The 12,882-nt window shown below is 73.5% G+C and carries 11 protein-coding genes and 1 pseudogene; 6 read left to right on the top strand and 6 right to left on the bottom strand.

Annotated features, from left to right (window positions below; translation table 11 throughout):
• Positions 1-225: 225 nt before the first annotated feature.
• Positions 226-1,899, top strand: a complete 1,674-nt coding sequence (abc-f, locus tag HCJ93_RS05840) for a ribosomal protection-like ABC-F family protein (protein WP_167991710.1) — start codon at positions 226-228, stop codon at positions 1,897-1,899.
• A gap of 62 nt (positions 1,900-1,961) precedes the next feature.
• Here abc-f and HCJ93_RS05835 read toward each other — a convergent pair whose 3' ends face one another.
• Positions 1,962-2,765 (bottom strand): SAM-dependent methyltransferase, encoded by an 804-nt coding sequence (locus HCJ93_RS05835; protein WP_167991708.1) that lies wholly within the window; start codon positions 2,763-2,765, stop codon positions 1,962-1,964.
• 232 nt (positions 2,766-2,997) lie between these two features.
• Between HCJ93_RS05835 and HCJ93_RS05830 the strand changes: the two genes are divergently transcribed.
• Entirely contained in the window at positions 2,998-3,975 is a 978-nt protein-coding gene (locus HCJ93_RS05830; protein ID WP_167991707.1) for a trypsin-like serine peptidase, read from the top strand.
• Positions 3,976-4,070: 95 nt separating this feature from the next.
• On the opposite strand, the gene HCJ93_RS05825 is transcribed toward HCJ93_RS05830, so the two are convergent.
• A complete protein-coding gene (locus HCJ93_RS05825) occupies positions 4,071-4,706 on the bottom strand; it encodes a dihydrofolate reductase family protein (protein WP_167991705.1) in 636 nt (211 codons plus the stop codon).
• 162 nt (positions 4,707-4,868) lie between these two features.
• On the opposite strand from HCJ93_RS05825, the gene HCJ93_RS05820 reads away from it, so the two are divergent.
• Entirely contained in the window at positions 4,869-6,284 is a 1,416-nt protein-coding gene (locus HCJ93_RS05820; RefSeq protein WP_167991704.1) for an amidase, read from the top strand.
• 27 nt (positions 6,285-6,311) lie between these two features.
• On the opposite strand, the gene HCJ93_RS05815 is transcribed toward HCJ93_RS05820, so the two are convergent.
• Complete coding sequence (locus tag HCJ93_RS05815; RefSeq protein ID WP_167991702.1) at positions 6,312-7,220, bottom strand: NAD-dependent protein deacetylase; 909 nt, start codon at positions 7,218-7,220, stop codon at positions 6,312-6,314.
• 130 nt (positions 7,221-7,350) lie between these two features.
• On the opposite strand from HCJ93_RS05815, the gene HCJ93_RS30095 reads away from it, so the two are divergent.
• The 3 genes from HCJ93_RS30095 (at position 7,351) to HCJ93_RS05800 (ending at position 9,514) form a co-directional block, all read left to right on the top strand.
• Positions 7,351-8,607, top strand: a complete 1,257-nt coding sequence (locus HCJ93_RS30095; protein ID WP_373563557.1) for a hypothetical protein — start codon at positions 7,351-7,353, stop codon at positions 8,605-8,607.
• Positions 8,608-8,691: 84 nt separating this feature from the next.
• The gene (locus HCJ93_RS05805; protein ID WP_206317012.1) at positions 8,692-8,865 is read left to right on the top strand and encodes a hypothetical protein; all 174 of its coding nucleotides are present in this window, start codon (positions 8,692-8,694) and stop codon (positions 8,863-8,865) included.
• A gap of 211 nt (positions 8,866-9,076) precedes the next feature.
• The gene (locus tag HCJ93_RS05800; RefSeq protein WP_240967465.1) at positions 9,077-9,514 is read left to right on the top strand and encodes a hypothetical protein; all 438 of its coding nucleotides are present in this window, start codon (positions 9,077-9,079) and stop codon (positions 9,512-9,514) included.
• Between the two features lie 67 nt (positions 9,515-9,581).
• On the opposite strand, the pseudogene HCJ93_RS05795 reads toward HCJ93_RS05800, so the two are convergent.
• The 3 genes and pseudogenes from HCJ93_RS05795 to HCJ93_RS05785 all read right to left on the bottom strand — a co-directional run bounded on the left by HCJ93_RS05795 (position 9,582) and on the right by HCJ93_RS05785 (position 12,744).
• Positions 9,582-10,440 (bottom strand): annotated as a pseudogene (locus HCJ93_RS05795) (GNAT family N-acetyltransferase).
• 5 nt (positions 10,441-10,445) lie between these two features.
• Entirely contained in the window at positions 10,446-10,964 is a 519-nt protein-coding gene (locus tag HCJ93_RS05790) for a DinB family protein (protein WP_167991699.1), read from the bottom strand.
• A 49-nt stretch (positions 10,965-11,013) separates the two neighbouring features.
• Positions 11,014-12,744 carry a SpoIIE family protein phosphatase gene (locus tag HCJ93_RS05785; RefSeq protein ID WP_167991698.1) on the bottom strand — a complete coding sequence of 577 codons (1,731 nt, stop codon included), beginning with the start codon at positions 12,742-12,744 and terminating at the stop codon, positions 11,014-11,016.
• Positions 12,745-12,882 lie beyond the last annotated feature (138 nt).

Here is a 12,882-nt window from a genome sequence, read left to right as displayed (position 1 = left end):
GAGCCGCACCCGCCGTCCGAGCCGGGTTCGGGGGCGGATCACTCCTGCGGGTGGCGGCGAGCGGACAGTGCGGTACGGGTGCGACAGGGCAACCACTGGAACGATACGGTTCGTCTTGCTATGGTGACGGCCATGGCTTTCCTCTTCTTCTTCGTCTGATTCCGGGCACGGCCGCAGCCGCCGTCCTTCCTGCCCGCAGACCCTTCGCCCACCAGGGAAAGTCATATGCGCGACCGCGCCCGCACTGCCGCCCCCACCGCTGCCCGCCCCGCCGTCACCGCCGCCCCGGCCGCGGTGGCGCAGCTGTCCGTCAAGGACGTCACCAGGACCTACGGCACCCATACCGTGCTCGACCAGGTCACCTTCACCGTGCGCCCCGGCGAGAAGGCCGTCGTCGTCGGCGAGAACGGATCCGGCAAGTCCACCCTGCTGCGGCTGCTCGCCGGAGCCGAGGCGCCGGACTCCGGAGAGATCACCGTCAGCTTCCCCGGAGGCACCGGACACCTCGCCCAGACCCTGGACCTCGACCCCGCCTGCACCGTGCAGGACGCCGTCGACCTCGCCCTGTCCGACCTGCGGGACCTGGAACGCCGGCTCCGCGCCGCCGAGCAGTCCCTCGCCGACGCCGGGGACGAGCAGCTGGCCGCCTACGGCGACCTGCTGACCGCCTACGAGGAGCGCGGCGGCTACGCGGCCGACGCCCGGGTGGACGCCGCCCTGCACGGGCTCGGGCTCGCCGGGATCACCCGTGGCCGCCCGCTCGGCACGCTCTCCGGCGGCGAGCAGTCGCGGCTGGCGCTCGCCTGCGTGCTGGCCGCCGCTCCCGAACTGCTGCTCCTGGACGAGCCGACCAACCACCTCGACGCGGCGGCCGCGCACTGGCTGGAGGAGCGGCTGCGCGCTCACCGCGGCACCGTGGTCGCCGTCACCCACGACCGCGGCTTCCTCGAGCGCATCGCCACCACCGTCCTCGAGGTCGACCGGGACGAGCGCACCGTGCACCGCTACGGCGACGGCTGGGCGGGCTACCGCGCCGCCAAGGCCGCCGCCCGTCGCCGCGCCGAGCAGCGCTACGCCGACTGGACCGAGGAGGTCCGGCGCATGGAGGAGCTGCTGGAAGCCGCCGGGCGGCGCCTGGCCACCACCGGCCGCGACCCGAAGCAGGGGTTCGGCAAGCACCGCCGCTCCAGCGAGGCCAAGCTCGGCGGGCGGGTGCGCGCGGCACGGGAGCGCCTGGCCGAACTGCGGCGCAACCCGGTGCCCGAGCCCCCGCGGCCGCTCCGCTTCACGGCGGTTCCGGCCGCCACCGGGGCGGCGGCTCAGGGTCCCCTCGTCGAACTGGAGGACGTACGCGTCGGCCGCCGCCTGCGCCTGGACGGGCTGCTGACCGTCCGGCCCGGCCAGCGGCTGCTGGTCACCGGTGAGAACGGTGCGGGCAAGTCCACGCTGCTGCGCGTGCTCGCCGGAGACCTCGAACCGGACGCGGGGAGGGTGCGCCGCAGCGCCCGGATCGGACACCTGGAGCAGGAGCTGCCCGCGCGCTCCACCCGGCTGCCGCTGCTCGCCGCCTTCGCCGCCGGGCGGCCCGGACTGCCGGACGAGTACGCCGGACAGCTGCTCTCCCTCGGGCTGTTCCGCGAGGAGGACCTGCACCTCCCCGTGGCCGCTCTGTCCGCGGGGCAGCAGCGGCGCCTGCAGATCGCGACCCTGGTCACCCGGCCCGCCGACCTCCTGGTCCTCGACGAGCCGACCAACCACATCGCACCGGACCTGGTCGAGGACCTCCAGGCCGCGCTCGCCGAGTACCCGGGCGCGGTCGTCGCGGTCTCCCACGACCGGGACTTCCGCGCCCGCTTCGGCGGGGAGCGGCTCGAGCTGCGCGCGGGCCGCAGGATCTGAGCCGCACGGCCCACGGGCGACGGCCCCGGAAGCGAGCCGCACGGCGCGGGGCCGGGCGCGCGTCAGCGCTTGGCCGCGACCCCGGCGACCGAGACCTGGGCGGCGTCCTGGTCCTCCCGGCCGGGCTCGGGACGCCACTCGGCCGTGGGAACGACCCCCGGCTCCACCACGTCGAGGCCGGCGAAGAAGGAGGCGATCTCCTGCGGTGACCGCAGGTGATAGGTGTTGGCCGACTGCCGGTTGTACATCTCGACCGCCCGGTTGAGCGCCTCGTTGGTGTCCGTGCCGTCGCTGATGGCCAGCCAGCTGCCCGTGGGCAGGCCGTCCAGCAGGGCGCCCACCAGCTCGGCCGGGCGGTCCTCGTCGGCGACCTGCCCCAGGATGCCCAGCATGGTCAGACCCACCGGGCGGTCCAGGTCGAGCGTCTTCGACGCCTCGGCCAGGATGCGGTCGGGGTCGCGGACGTCGGCGTCCACATAGGCGCAGGCGCCCTCCGGGCTGCTGGTGAGCAGCGCCCGTGCGTGCACCAGGACGAGGGGGTCGTTGTCCACGTAGACGATGCGGCTCTCCGGGGCGATCCGCTGGGCCAGTTCATGGGTGTTGTCGGCGGTGGGCAGCCCGGTGCCGATGTCCAGGAACTGGCGGATGCCCGCCTCCTCGGCCAGGAAACGCACGGCACGTGCGAGGAACCGCCGCTGCTGCCGGGCGACGGAGGCGAACTCGGGGAAGGTCGAGAGGATCGCCTCGCCCGCCTCGATGTCCACGGGATAGTTGTCCTTGCCGCCGAGCAGGTAGTTCCACACCCGGGCGGAATGCGGTCGGTCGGTCTGCAGCCGTGCCCTGAGCTCGTCATGCGCTGGTTCCATGCCGACAGCTTCACACAGGCGCGCGGTGACGGCCGGTCAACTACGCGCATCGTTCTTCGGCTTCGTCTCAGCTGCCGGATGCCGGTGCGCGCAGGATTCCGCATCTGACGCGGTCCTGACAAAGGGCGGTTTCCGTGGCACTCTGCCTCACGCACGTCTGTCCGCACCGCTCTTCATCCCCCACCCTGCCGGGATCCGCACGACGGGCCCGGCACGGCAGAAGGAGACCTGCGTGAGACGACACCGCACTGCCACCGGCGTCCTGCTGGCCGCGGGAGCCCTGTTCGCCGGCGGGCTGATGAACTCCGCCTCCGCCGGCGCCGCACCCTCCGGCACCGACGCGGCTCCGCCGGCCGAGTCCCGCACCGTCCCGCTCGCCGAACAGCGCGCCGCCGAGACCTTCTGGACCCCGGAGCGCATGCGCAGCGCCAAGCCCCTCGATCTCGAACTGACCTCGCCGCCCAAGAGCCTCGAGGCCCCCGACGCCGGTGACCGCACACCGACGGTCGTGCCCGCCACCCCGGCCGCCTTCCCCCAGCCCGGCGGCCCGTGGACCGGCGGCGGAGCCGTGCAGACCACCTCGGGCCGGGTGTTCTTCACCTTCCAGGGCCGCACCGCCTCCTGCTCCGGCAACGCCGTCACCAGCCAGAACGCCAGCACCGTCATCACGGCCGGGCACTGCGTGAAGTACCAGGGCAGCTGGCACACCAACTGGGTCTTCGTGCCGGCCTACGACAACGGCAACGCGCCCTACGGCCAGTGGACCGCCACCCGTACCCTCACCACACCCCAGTGGGAGGCGAGCGAGGACATGAACCACGACGTCGGCGCCGCGGTCGTCGCCCCGCTGGACGGCAAGAGGCTCACCGACGTGGTGGGCGCCCAGGGCCTGCAGTTCAACGGCGGCTACAACAAGCGCATGTACGCCTTCGGCTTCCCGGCCGCCTCGCCGTACGACGGCTCCGAGCTGATCTACTGCAGCGGCAACAGCTCCAAGGACTTCCTCCTCACCCAGGACCACAGCCTCGGCTGCAACATGACCGGCGGGTCCAGCGGCGGCCCCTGGTTCACCGATTTCGACGAGGCCTCCGGCACCGGTCTGCAGGTCTCGGTGAACAGCTTCGGCTACACCTTCCTGCCCAACCGCATGTTCGGCCCGTACTTCGGCGACACCGCCAAGGCCCTCTACGACAAGGCCCAGGTCTCCTAGACCCGGGTCGCGTCCACGGCTGAGGGACGGCGCCCGCCCGGCACCGGCCGGGCGGGCGCCGTCCGTGCTCGGGAGCCGCGGACCCGGCGTCGTGTTCAGGAGCCGGTGTCCCCGCGCGGCAGACGGTACGTCACATGCGTGACCTGGCTCGCCGTCCGCGAACCGGCCTGCTCCAGGGCGAGCGGCGGCACGCCCTCGAACAGGCGCGTGCCGCCGCCCAGCGTCAACGGGGCGATGTGCAGGCGCAGTTCGTCGATCAGACCGGCCGCCAGGTACTGGTTGACCGTGGTCGCGCCGCCCTGAATCGCCACGTCGCCGTCACCGGCCGCCGCGCGCGCCTGCTCCAGGGCCGACTCGATGCCGTCGGTGACGAAGTGGAAGGTGGTGCCGCCCTTCATCGGCTGCGGCTCGCGCGCATGATGGGTCAGCACGAACACCGGTGCGTGGAACGGGGGGTTGTCGCCCCACCAGCCGTTCCACGTACGGTCCCACTCGCCCCGCACCGGGCCGAACATGTTGCGCCCCATGACGAACGCCCGGGCAGAGCCCATCCGCGCCAGCTCGGCCCGGTTCTCGTCCGGCGTGTCGAACATCCAGGCGTGCAGCGCGGCGCCCGTGCCGTCCCCGCCGTCGTCGCCGAACGGGCGCTCCTCGGTCTGGTTGTGCCCGGCCGAGTACCCGTCGACCGAGACCGTGATGTCGCAGACCACCTTGCCTGTGTGCCGGGTCATCCGTGTCTCCCTCTCCGGACGAGGCAGCCATGCCCCAATCGCCCCGCATTGTGGCACTCGCTCCGGCTGTCACACGCGAGGATCCGCGAAACCCTCGCGTGTTACTCGTGGGTAAGGAATGATGGAGGTCCAACGTTCCACAGAGCCGGGGGCCGAACAGCGGTGACGACATTCGAAGAACGGACCACGGTGCACGCCTTCCGTGACGACGCACTGGGAGACCACGACGCCGTCGGTCTCGCCGAGGCGATCCGGCGCGGCGAGGTGAGCGCCGCCGAGGCGGCCCGGGCCGCGGCCGAACGGGTGCGGTCCGTCGACGCTCGGCTCAACGCGGTCCAACTGCTCATCGACGCACCGGAGCACGCGACCCGGGCGGACGGCCCGCTCGCCGGGGTGCCGGCGTTCGTCAAGGACAACACCGACTACAAGGGCCTGCCCACGGGCCACGGCAGCGCCGCCTTCACCCCGCGGACCGCCCGCCGGCACGCCCCGTTCGCCCGGCAGTTCCTCAGCACGGGCCTCACCGTGCTGGGCAAGACCCGGATGCCGGAGTTCGGCTTCAGCCCCACCACCGAGTACGAGGGCGCCGAACCCGTCCGCAACCCCTGGAACACGGGCTACTCGGCGGGCGGTTCGTCCGGCGGCAGCGCCGCGCTCGTCGCGGCCGGGGCCGTGCCGATCGCCCACGCGAACGACGGCGGCGGCTCCATCCGGATCCCCGCCGCCTGCTGCGGACTGGTCGGGCTCAAACCCACCCGCGGCCGGGTGGTGGCCAACGCGCAGAGCCGTCAGCTTCCCATCGACATCGTCAGCGACGGCGTCGTGAGCCGCACCGTGCGCGACTCCGCCGCGTTCCTCGCCGCAGCCGAGGCGTACCGGCGCAACCCGAAACTCCCGCCGGTCGGCCTGGTCGAGGGCCCCTCGGAACGACGGCTGCGCATCGGCTTCATGCTGGACTCGCCCAACGGCGTCCGCTCCGACGCCGCCACCCGGGCCGCCGTCGAGCAGACCGCGGCGAGGCTCGAACGGCTCGGCCACACCCTGGAGCCGGTGACACCGGACATCGACCCCAGTTTCACCGGCGACTTCCTCGTCTTCTGGGGCATGCTGTCCTTCCTGCTCGGCGTCACGGGCCGCACCCTCGGCCCCGACTTCGACCACCGGCGCATGGACGGCCTCAGCCGGGGGCTGCGCGAGGACTACCTGCGCAACTGGCGCCGTACGCCGGGGGTGCTGCGCCGGCTCAAGCGCACCAGGCTGGCCTACGCGGCGGCCTTCCGCGGCTTCGACCTGCTCCTCTCCCCGGTGCTCGCCCACACCACGCCGCCGCTCGGCCACCTCAGTCCGACGGTCCCGTACCGCACGCTGGTCGAACGGATCCTCGCCTACGTCGCCTTCACCCCGGTCGACAACGTGGTCGGCACTCCGTCGATGTCCCTCCCCGCCGCGAGCGCCACGGACGACGGACTGCCCATCGGTGTCATGTTCTCGGGGCGCCCCGGAAGCGAACGCACGCTGCTGGAGGTCGCGTTCGAGCTGGAGGCCGAGCAGCCCTTCCGGCGGATCCAGGACCTGTGACCGCCGGACGCCGGGGAGTCCGGTGCGTCAGACCGACGCGACACCCTCTCCCTCGGTGACCTGGACGCCCAGGCGCTCGGCCACGTCCGTCAGGGCGGCCCCCAGCGGCAGGGCGACCCGGGTCAGGGCGTGGGCGTCGCCCCGGGTCGGGTCGCGATTGATAATCAGCACCGGCTTGCCCGACTGCGCCGCCAGGCGGACGAACCGGAGCCCGGACATCACCGTCAGCGAGGAGCCCAGGACCAGCAGACAGGCGGCCCGGCGGACCAGGCGGCGGCAGTGCTCGACGCGCTGCGGCGGGACGGCCTCGCCGAAGAACACCACATCGGGCTTGAGGATCCCGCCGCAGTCCGCGCACGGCACCACGCGGAAGTCCCCGACCTGGGAGTCGCTGAGGTCGGCGTCCCCGTCCGGATTGATGCCCGCGGCTGTGGGCGAGAAGCCGGGATTGGCCTCCTCCAGCCGCCGGGCCAGCTCCGCGCGCGGACCGGCGGCACCGCAGCCGAGGCAGACGACCCGGTCGAGACTCCCGTGGAGCTCCACCACGTTCCCGCTGCCGGCCCTCTGATGGAGTCCGTCCACGTTCTGCGTGATCACGGCGGAGACCAGACCGTGCGCCTCCAGCGCCGCCACCGCCCGGTGCCCCGCATTGGGCAGGGCCCGGCCGAAGGTCCGCCAGCCCAGGTGGCTGCGGGCCCAGTACCGGCGCCGCGCCCGTGCACTGGCGACGAACTCCTGGTACGTCATCGGGGTGTGCCTGCTCAGGCTGCCGCCCTCGCCCCGGTAGTCGGGAATCCCGGACTCCGTGGAGATGCCCGCACCGCTGAGCACCAGCACATCACCGGTGCGCAGCGCGTCGACGACCGGTTGGAGGTCCGTGCTGCCCGGCGGCAGGTCCGCGGGAGGGGTCCAGCTCAGAGTGGGGCGCATCCGCATGCCGCCAGGGTACGGAACGGGCCGCGCCCCGCGATCCGGAGCAGTTCGCCTGAAATGACCGGAGTGCCCCTGAGTGGGAGACTTGCAGGGACCGCGCGCACCGGCCGCGCGGGCATACGGAGGCGCAGCGATGCAGGACGACGCCGAGAACGCCGAGAATGCCGAGAAGAACCCCGAGGACACCGAGGTCTACGAGGGCGACGCCGAGGAGTACGAGGAAGCCGGCGCCGACGGCTACGACAGCGGTTACGGCGACCGCAACGGCTACGGGGACGACGCCACGACACCCGACGTCTTCCTGGACGTGCCCAAGCTCCAGGTCGAGGAGATCGACCTGGAGGTCCAGGACCTGCGGGCGCATGTCTCGCTCAAGGCGGAGGTGCTGGACCTGCTGCGGCTGAGCGTGGGCGCCGACGTCAGCCTGGGCAGGGTCCATCTGCGCATCGCCGGGGTGGAGGCGCAGGCCCAGCTCAGGGTGCGTCTGGACAACGTCGCCCGGATCGTGGACCGCGTGCTGACCACGCTCGACCGCAACCCCCAGATGCTCGAGCACCTGACCCGCGGCATCGGCGCCGCGGTGGAGGAGGTGGGCGGTGGTGCCCGCGAGGCGGTCCGCGAGATCGGCACGGGCACGGGGCGGGCCGTCGAGGACGTCGGCGAGGGCGCCGGGGGAGCGGTGCAGGAGGTCGGCAGGGGAGCGGGCAGTGCCGTGGAGGACGTCGGGCGCGGTGCCGGGGGAGCTGTGGAGGAGGTCGGCCGTGGTGCCGGGGAGGCCGTGGAGGAGGTCGGCCGTGGTGCCGGGGAGGCCGTGGAGGACGTGGGCAGTGGTGCCGGGGAGGCCGTGGAGGACGTGGGCAGTGGTGCCGGGGAGGCCGTCGAGGATGTGGGCAGTGCTGCCGGGGGCGCTGTCGAGGAGGCAGGCGCCGGTGCCGGGCGTGCGGCGGAGGGCGCCGGTCGCGCCGTCGAGGAGGCCGGTGAGAGCGCCGGGCGCACCGTGGAGGACGTAGGCGGCAGTGCCGGGGAGACGGTCGAGGAGGCCGGAGGCCGGGCGGGACGCGTGGCGGAGGAGGCCGGCAGCCGGGCCGCTCGCACCGCTGAGGAGGCCGGAGGCCGGGCCGGACGCAGCGCGGAGGAGGCCGGAGGCCGCGCCGCTCGCACCGCGGGGGAGACCGGGGGCCGGGCCGCACGCACGGCGGAGGGCAGCGGCGGCCGGGCCTCCCGGACCGCGGGCGACACCGCGGAGGAGGCGGGCGGCACCGCACAGGATGCGGCGGCCGGTACCGCGAAGAAGCCGGCCCCCGCCTCGCGCACCGCCAAACGGCGGTCGGCCGGAGCCAAGCGGCCCGTCCGCCGCCGCCCCCCGGAGGAGCCCGCCGATCCGCCATGAACGGCCGGCCCTGAGCCGGACATCTCCTTCGACGCCACCGTCCGCGGCGACCGCCTCCGCATCGACGAGCAGCCCCTCACCGAGGTGACCTTCTCCGGCACGGGCGAGCGCGACTCGGTGTCCCGCAGCCGGCGGGTCAACCTGCCCGACTCGGTCGTGGCCGGCCACGAGTACCGGGACATCGAGGTGATCTACCGCCTGGCCACCCGTCTCACCGACGAGCTGCCGGGACGCCCGCCCTCTGGCCAACGCGCGTAGACCCCGGCATCATCTCCCTGCACGGCCGGCACTCCCGGTGCGCCCCGCACCGCCGGCACGGCCTCGCAACACCCAGCACCACCTGCACGGTCAACCCCCACACGGCATTCGCAGGAGGTTAAACGTGAAACATCCCAAATCCCCCACGGCTGTCAGGTTCAGGTCAATCGTGACCGTCCTCTCCCTGGTCGTGGCCCCCGGCGCCGTCGTCATGGGCACCGCCGGCGACGCCTTCGCCGTCACGAAGATCAGCCACTCCCAGGCCACCTCGATGTTCCGCGAGGCCGGCATCACCTGGTCGTCCTCGGGCAACTGCTCCGACCGCAACACCCCCACCTGCACATCCTTCGAGCAGCTCAACCTGGCCACCGCCCAGGGCGCCCAGACCCTCAAGCGGGCCAGCGGCTGCGCGCTGAACATCACCGGCGGCACGGAGACCGGCCACGCCTCCGGCACGTACTCGCACTGGAACGGCTACAAGCTGGACTTCAGCAAGAACACCTGCGTCGGCAACTACGTCAAGAACACCTTCACCTACATCGGCGTGCGCGGTGACGGGGCCCCGCAGTGGCGTTCCGCATCCGGCAACGTCTACGCCGACGAGGGCAACCACTGGGACGTCACGTACTACAACTGCGGCGGCTGCTGAGCCCTCCGCCGCCGGACAGAGGTGAACCCCGGCTGCCATGGCCGGGGTTCACCGGTGTCAGGGCGCATCAGCGCTGCCGGTACCGGTCGTTGACCTCGGGGCACGGCCGGAAGCCCGCCGCCCGGTAGGGGCCACGGCCGCCAGGTTGGCGCTCTGCGTGCAGACCAGCGCGCTGGACGAGCCCAACTCGCGCCGCGCTGCCACCGCCGCGACCGTGATCGCCGTGCCGTGGCCGCGTCCCCGGTGCACCCCCATCGGTTCGATCAGCCCAGGTCTGCCCTCACCGGCCGGCCACACCGTCACCACGGCCACCGCCGCGCCCTCGTCGTCGTACCCGGCCAGGCACCGGGCGTCCCGGTGGGCGGCGCCGGACGCCATCGCGTGCCAGTGCCCCTCGGAGAACGTCGCCCCGTCGAAACGAGGCCCGCGGCACGGGGCGGCCCGCACCGCGGCCCGTTCCGGTCCCACCACCTCGATCCGCACGGCCGGTGCGGGCACCGGTGCGCCGAGGCCCGGCGCAGCGGCGTCCAGGGCTCGTCGGTCGGCCGGCCGCTCCCCGTCAGCAGCTCCTGGACCGGAGAACCGGCGGGCGCCTCGACGTTGGCCCGTCCCGCGGGCAGCACCCCGCGCGCCGGCGCGGTGATGTCGGCGGCCATCCGCCGGGCCGGCTCCTCGTCCCGCCGGGCCTCCGGCGCGGTCGCCAGGCGCAGCAGCCGTTCGCCGTCCAGCAGACCGGCCGCGCGCACCCGCCCGCCGCGCCGCCACGTGCGCAGCGCCGCGGTGGTCCTGGCCGCACCGAGACGCCAGAACCAGCCCACGTCGCCCGGGAGCAGCTGGATCAACGCCTCGTCGCTCTGCCGGTCGCGCAACACGCCCACCGTCCCGGCGAGTCCGCCGGGACCCGGCACGCCCAGGTCGATCGTCATGCCCGTCAGTAGTAGCCCTTCGATCCGTCGAGCAGTTCGCGGACGATGTCGGCGTGACCGGCGTGCCGTCCGGTCTCCTCGATGAGATGAATCAGCATCCAGCGCAGATCGGCCCTGGCGGAGCGGAACCCGGGGTGGCGGCCCACGTCGTCCAGGGAGGCGGTGGCCACGATCTCGTTGCTGCGGGCGCACTGCGCCTCGTAGTCGGCGAGCAGCTCCTTCAGCGTGCGGCCCCCGGTGTCCCAGTCGGCGTCCTCCGGCGCCTTCTGGTCGAGGGCCGGGTTGACGGTCCGGTCCCCGCCGAGGAACAGCACCTCGAACCAGCTGTGCTCGACCCACCGCATATGGCATATGAGCCCGGCCATCGTCATCAGCGGTGAGGTCGGGAGAACGGAGCGGTGCGCGTCCGCCTCGCTGAGCCCCTCGCACTTCCAGCGCAGGATCTGCCGTTGCAGGTCCAGCCAGCCCACCAGGGCGGTGCGCTCGTCGGCCTGGAAGGGAGGGCGTTCGAGAGAAGGAGTCATACCGGCCGACGTTAGCGGGCGGGGCCGCCGTCTGCCGCCGGATTTCCGGTCACCGACGCCGCCGGGACCATGCGGGCACCCGCAGCACCAGCAGGGCCACGTCGTCGTCGTTGGCGACGGGCCTGACCCGGCGCAGCAGCTGGTCGGCGAAGGACGGCAGGCGGCGGTGGGCCAGGGAGGCGGCGTGCCGGCGCAGCCGGTGCAGACCGTCGTCCAGTGTGCGGCCCGGCTCCTCGATCAGTCCGTCGGTGTAGAGCACCAGGGTGGAGCCGGGCCGCAGCACGGCGCTCGCGTCGGTGCGCGGCAGATTCGCACCCGTGCCCAGCAGGAGCCCGTGCCCCTCGGTCAGGAACCCGGCCATGCCGTCGTGACTGACCAGCAGGGGCGGGGGATGGCCCGCGTTGGTCCACGACAGCCGCCAGCTGTCGTCCCCGCCCGACTCCACCCGGGCGAAGATCATCGTGGCCATGCTGACGTCGGTGATGTGCAGGATCGCCTCGTCCAGCCGGGTGGCGATCCGGCTGGGGGGTTCCTCGATGCCCCAGGCGTAGGCGCGGAGCATGTTGCGCAGCTGCGCCATGCCGGAGGCGGCCTCCAGATCGTGGCCCACCACGTCGCCGACGGCCAGCGCCGTCGCGCCGCCGGGCAGGGAGAAGGCGTCGTACCAGTCGCCGCCGACGTGCGAGGCGTCCGGCGCGGGCACGTAGCGCACCGTCATCTCCAGCCCGGGGACGCGCGGCATCTGGGGCAGCAGGTGGTTCTGCATGGTTTCCGCGACCTTGCGCTGGCGCTGGTAGAGGCGGGCGTTGTCCAGGGCCAGTCCTGCGCGGCGGGCGATGTCCTCCAGCAGGGGCAGCCCGTCGGCGGTGAACTCCTCGGGCTGCCGGGCGCGGCCCAGGGTCAGGGCGCCCAGCACCTCACGGGTGCTGCGGATGGGTGCGATGGCCGCCGAGTGCATGCCGGTGACCTCGAACAGCCGCCGCTGCTCGACCGCGATGCCGGAGTCCGGGGTCACCTGGTAGGTGTGCGGGCCGGCGAGCGTGGACGCCACCCCGCGCAGAGCCCTGGACAGGGGCATCTGCGACTCCTGCGGGACCGGCGGCATCGGGCCCTCCAGCTCCTCGTGCCGCACCAGCTTGTCGCCGTCGGCGTGCACCACGAGGGTGCGCCACACCTCGTCCCACTCGGTGATCAGGTCGATCACGGCCCAGTCCGCCAGGCGCGGCACCACCAGCTCCACCAGCCGGTGGGTCGCCTCGTCGACGTCGAGCGTGGAGGACAGCCGGGTGGTGGTCTCGGCCAGCAGCGCGAGCCGGTCCAGCTCCGGCATGGGCAGTTCCGTGTCCCGCGGCCGGGACCCGGCCCTGGGCTCCGGCCCGGTGTGGAAGAGCACCAGTGTGCCGGGGCCCCGGCCGCCGAGGTCGTACGGGGTGAGCAGCCAGGAGACGGGGAGCAGGGTGTGGTCTCCGCGTTCCAGGTACTCGCCGTGGCCCTGGGCGGTGCGCCCCTCCTGGAAGGGCGGACGCATGGTGCAGCGGCTCGTCGGCAGGGGCTGCCCGTGGCCGTCCCGGTGCAGCAGATCGTGCGCGTCCCGGCCGAGGATCTCCTCCCGCGACCGGGCCAGCAGCGCCACGGCGTGATCGTTGACCGCGAGGATGTGGCCCTGCTCGTCGACGACGTAGGCGCCCGTGCCGATGGCGTCCAGCGCCCCCTCGGGAGGTGCGGCGGGCAGCGGGGAAACAGGCCCGCCGGCCGTTCGCCGGTCGTCCGGATCTGCCATGTCCTCATCTCCCCTGCCGGCGGTCACCGCCACCCCGGGCGGCGGTCGCCTCCCGTGTTCCCAGCAGGCCGCCGTTCAGCCTCCCTGCCGGGAGTCGATCGCGTCACCAAGTGCCCGCCCCCGGCGTCCGCCCTGCTT

It is taken from the genome of Streptomyces composti (genome assembly GCF_012034205.1).
GTDB lineage: Bacteria > Actinomycetota > Actinomycetes > Streptomycetales > Streptomycetaceae > Streptomyces > Streptomyces composti.
The sequence above is the reverse complement of the archived record's forward strand: the minus strand, read 5'-3'. Positions and strand labels throughout refer to the sequence as shown.

What these genes read in the sequence shown, in the direction of transcription:
- HCJ93_RS05815 (WP_167991702.1), bottom strand. Translation starts at nt 7,220, where the DNA reads ATGCGGATGCGCCCCACTCTGAGCTGGACCCCTCCCGCGGACCTGCCG.
- HCJ93_RS05790 (WP_167991699.1), bottom strand. Translation starts at nt 10,964, where the DNA reads ATGACTCCTTCTCTCGAACGCCCTCCCTTCCAGGCCGACGAGCGCACC.
- abc-f (WP_167991710.1), top strand. Translation starts at nt 226, where the DNA reads ATGCGCGACCGCGCCCGCACTGCCGCCCCCACCGCTGCCCGCCCCGCC.
- HCJ93_RS05835 (WP_167991708.1), bottom strand. Translation starts at nt 2,765, where the DNA reads ATGGAACCAGCGCATGACGAGCTCAGGGCACGGCTGCAGACCGACCGA.
- HCJ93_RS05825 (WP_167991705.1), bottom strand. Translation starts at nt 4,706, where the DNA reads ATGACCCGGCACACAGGCAAGGTGGTCTGCGACATCACGGTCTCGGTC.
- HCJ93_RS05800 (WP_240967465.1), top strand. Translation starts at nt 9,077, where the DNA reads ATGGGCACCGCCGGCGACGCCTTCGCCGTCACGAAGATCAGCCACTCC.
- HCJ93_RS05785 (WP_167991698.1), bottom strand. Translation starts at nt 12,744, where the DNA reads ATGGCAGATCCGGACGACCGGCGAACGGCCGGCGGGCCTGTTTCCCCG.
- HCJ93_RS30095 (WP_373563557.1), top strand. Translation starts at nt 7,351, where the DNA reads ATGCAGGACGACGCCGAGAACGCCGAGAATGCCGAGAAGAACCCCGAG.